Genomic DNA, 2,685 nt, shown 5'->3' with positions numbered 1-2,685 from the left:
CGCAGGCGCCATGGATGGCGCCTACGAGCCCCCAGGGATGGGTTTACACGGCGTGTCCTGCAAGCCCACACCGCCCCACCATGCCTCGATAACCCAGCTCTTGCTTTTGATGTTGATTCGGCGGGTGCCGGGCGCAGCCCGGCCGCCCCCTACTTCTCGATGCCCGGGCCGAAGATCAGCTCGGTGCCATCCTTCAGCTTGAGCTTCTCCGCCTGGCCGGCATTGAGTTCCAGCACGAAGCGTGCCGGGCCACCGCTGGGGTAGGGCGGGCACATGTCACCGGCCGAGCACGGCGGCACGTCGCGCTGCTGGCTCACCAGCCGCCGCTCGCTGTCGAAGTACAGGATGTCCAGCGCGATCTTGGTGTTCTTCATCCAGTACGCCTGCATTTCCTCGCGGTCATGCACGAACAGCATGCCGTGGTCCTCGGCCATCTGGTCGCGGAACATCAACCCGCGCGCACGGGTTTCATCGTTGGTGGCCAGTTCAACGTCATAGCGCGCACCGTCAAGTTCCACCCAGTGGCGGGCAGCATCGGTGGCGCAGCCGGTCAGGGCCAGCAGCGGGAGCATCAGCAGTGAGCGCAGCAACGACATCGTCAGGGTCCTTCGAAAGGGTCAGAGCACGATCGGCGGCTCGCCGCCGACGATCACCACATCGGCACGGCGCCGTGCGAACAGGCCGACGCAGACCACGCCCGGCAGCTGGTTGAGCTCACGCTCCAGTTTTTCCGGATCGGTGATCTGCAGGTTGTGGATGTCCAGGATCTGGTTGCCGTTGTCGGTCACCACGCCCTCGCGCCAGGTCGGCTGGCCGCCGGTCATGTCGCGGATCTGGCGGGCAACCAGGCTGCGTGCCATCGGGATCACTTCCACCGGCAGCGGGAACCTGCCCAGCACCGGTACCTGCTTGCTCGGGTCGACGATGCAGACGAAGCGCTCGCTGGCCTCGGCGATGATCTTCTCGCGGGTCAGCGCAGCGCCGCCGCCCTTGATCAGGCACTTGCCGGGATCGCACTCGTCGGCGCCATCCACGTACAGCGACAGGGTGCCGGTGTGGTTCAGCTCGATCACCTCGATGCCATGCTGCTTCAGGCGCGCGGTGCTCTGTTCGGAACTGGACACCGCACCCTTGATGCGATGCTGGATGCGGGCCAGCGCATCGATGAAATAGGCGACGGTGGAACCGGTGCCGACACCGACGATCATGCCGTCTTCGACGTACTCGATGGCCTTTTCGGCGGCCAGGCGCTTGGCTTCAGACATTGCGGAGAGCTCTCAGGCAGGGAATCAGGATTTCTTTTCCAGCGACAGCAGCAGCTTCCACTGCGCAGCGGTCACCGCGAACACCGACAGGCGGTTGCCCTTGGCAACCAGCGGGAAGCCTTCGCCGAGTTCCTCGGCATGCAGCTTGATCTCGTCCAGCGCGATCACCTGCTTCAGCTTGCGGTCGAAGGCCACGTCCACCAGCATCCAGCGCGGGTTCTCGCGCGTGCTCTTGGGRTCGTGGTAGTCGGATTTCGGGTCGAACTGGGTGTCGTCCGGGTAGGCCGCGCTGGCCACCGTGGCCAGGCCGACGATGCCGGGCACCTTGGTATTGGAGTGGTAGAACAGGATGCCGTCACCGACCTGCATGCCATCGCGCATGAAATTGCGCGCCTGGTAGTTGCGCACGCCGTTCCAGGGTTCAACCTTGACCTTGGCCAGGTCGTCGATGGAAAAGGCGTCCGGTTCGGACTTCATCAGCCAGTAGCGCTTGCGGGCGGTCATGCGTTCACGGGGGCAGCGGAAGGGARCAGGGTGCCGGCTTCAGTGCAGATCGCATCCACCGGCACGTCCCAGGACGCCACCGGCAAGGACTCGACCTGCTGCACCGAGAATGCCGCGCCGACCAGCCAGGGTGGCGCCGGCCGATCATGGCGGAAGGCGAAGCTGCGATCATACCAGCCACCTCCCATGCCCAGCCGCCGGCACCGTGCGTCGAAGCCCACCAGCGGCGTCACCACCAGTGCCATCTGCGCCGGTTCCAGCGTGTCTTCGAGGGCGATGTCCGGTTCGGGAATGCCGTAGCGGTTGCTGGTCAACGGTTGGCCGGGGCGCCAGGGCGCGAAGCGCAGCACGTCGCCGTGCAGCACCGGCAGGCAGTAGGTCAAGCGATCGGGCAGCTGCAGTTGCCAGCGGTGCAGGGCGATTTCGCCATCCAGCGCCCAGTAGCCGGCCACGGCGCCTTCGCGCGGGGCGAACGGCAGCGCCAGCAGCGCATCGGCCAGCGATTCGGCAGCGGCGATACGGGCGGGGGCGGAAAGGTCGCGGCGGCGTTGCCGCAGGTCGTGGCGCAGGGCCTGTCGCGGGTCGGTCATGGCAGCGTGCGGCAAGGATCAGCCGTCATTGTGCCGGAAAGAACAAGGGCGACGCCCGAAGACGCCGCCCTTGCTGGAATATTGCATTCTCCGCAATGKCGATGCWTGCGAAACGACCTTGAACCCGGGGGCTCAAGTGGGAACGCTGGAGAACCATCGGGCTTCCCGCTGCAAGGCGGACCTGCACTCCCGGCGCTGTCGCGCTCCCGGTGTCGTTCTTAAGGGACAAGGCGAATGTTTGCACATGCCGTCGAGTACCGCAGAGAACGCGTCGCCATTATAGCTACCGCGCGTGATCTGGATAGGCCGTTCGTCGGCAACAGTGC

The 2,685-nt window shown here is 65.7% G+C and carries 4 protein-coding genes and 1 other RNA gene; all 5 read right to left on the bottom strand.

The annotated features are described in order from the left end of the window. Positions 1-149: 149 nt before the first annotated feature. The 5 genes from AC1VAN_RS17820 to ssrS all read right to left on the bottom strand — a co-directional run bounded on the left by AC1VAN_RS17820 (position 150) and on the right by ssrS (position 2,628). Positions 150-596 (bottom strand): DUF192 domain-containing protein, encoded by a 447-nt coding sequence (locus AC1VAN_RS17820; RefSeq protein ID WP_025874195.1) that lies wholly within the window; start codon positions 594-596, stop codon positions 150-152. A gap of 21 nt (positions 597-617) precedes the next feature. After that, complete coding sequence (gene rpiA, locus AC1VAN_RS17815; protein WP_032976728.1) at positions 618-1,265, bottom strand: ribose-5-phosphate isomerase RpiA; 648 nt, start codon at positions 1,263-1,265, stop codon at positions 618-620. Positions 1,266-1,289: 24 nt separating this feature from the next. Then, entirely contained in the window at positions 1,290-1,769 is a 480-nt protein-coding gene (locus tag AC1VAN_RS17810) for an EVE domain-containing protein (protein ID WP_442252395.1), read from the bottom strand. Next, positions 1,766-2,359 carry a 5-formyltetrahydrofolate cyclo-ligase gene (locus AC1VAN_RS17805; RefSeq protein ID WP_480986340.1) on the bottom strand — a complete coding sequence of 198 codons (594 nt, stop codon included), beginning with the start codon at positions 2,357-2,359 and terminating at the stop codon, positions 1,766-1,768. The genes AC1VAN_RS17810 and AC1VAN_RS17805 overlap by 4 nt, the downstream gene beginning before the upstream one ends. Positions 2,360-2,442: 83 nt before the next feature. Further along, a non-coding RNA gene (gene ssrS, locus AC1VAN_RS17800) (6S RNA) lies at positions 2,443-2,628 on the bottom strand. Between the last annotated feature and the right edge of the window lie 57 nt (positions 2,629-2,685).

This window comes from Stenotrophomonas sp. 05L44_2, assembly GCF_056665995.1.
This window is presented reverse-complemented; position numbering and strand designations above follow the sequence as displayed.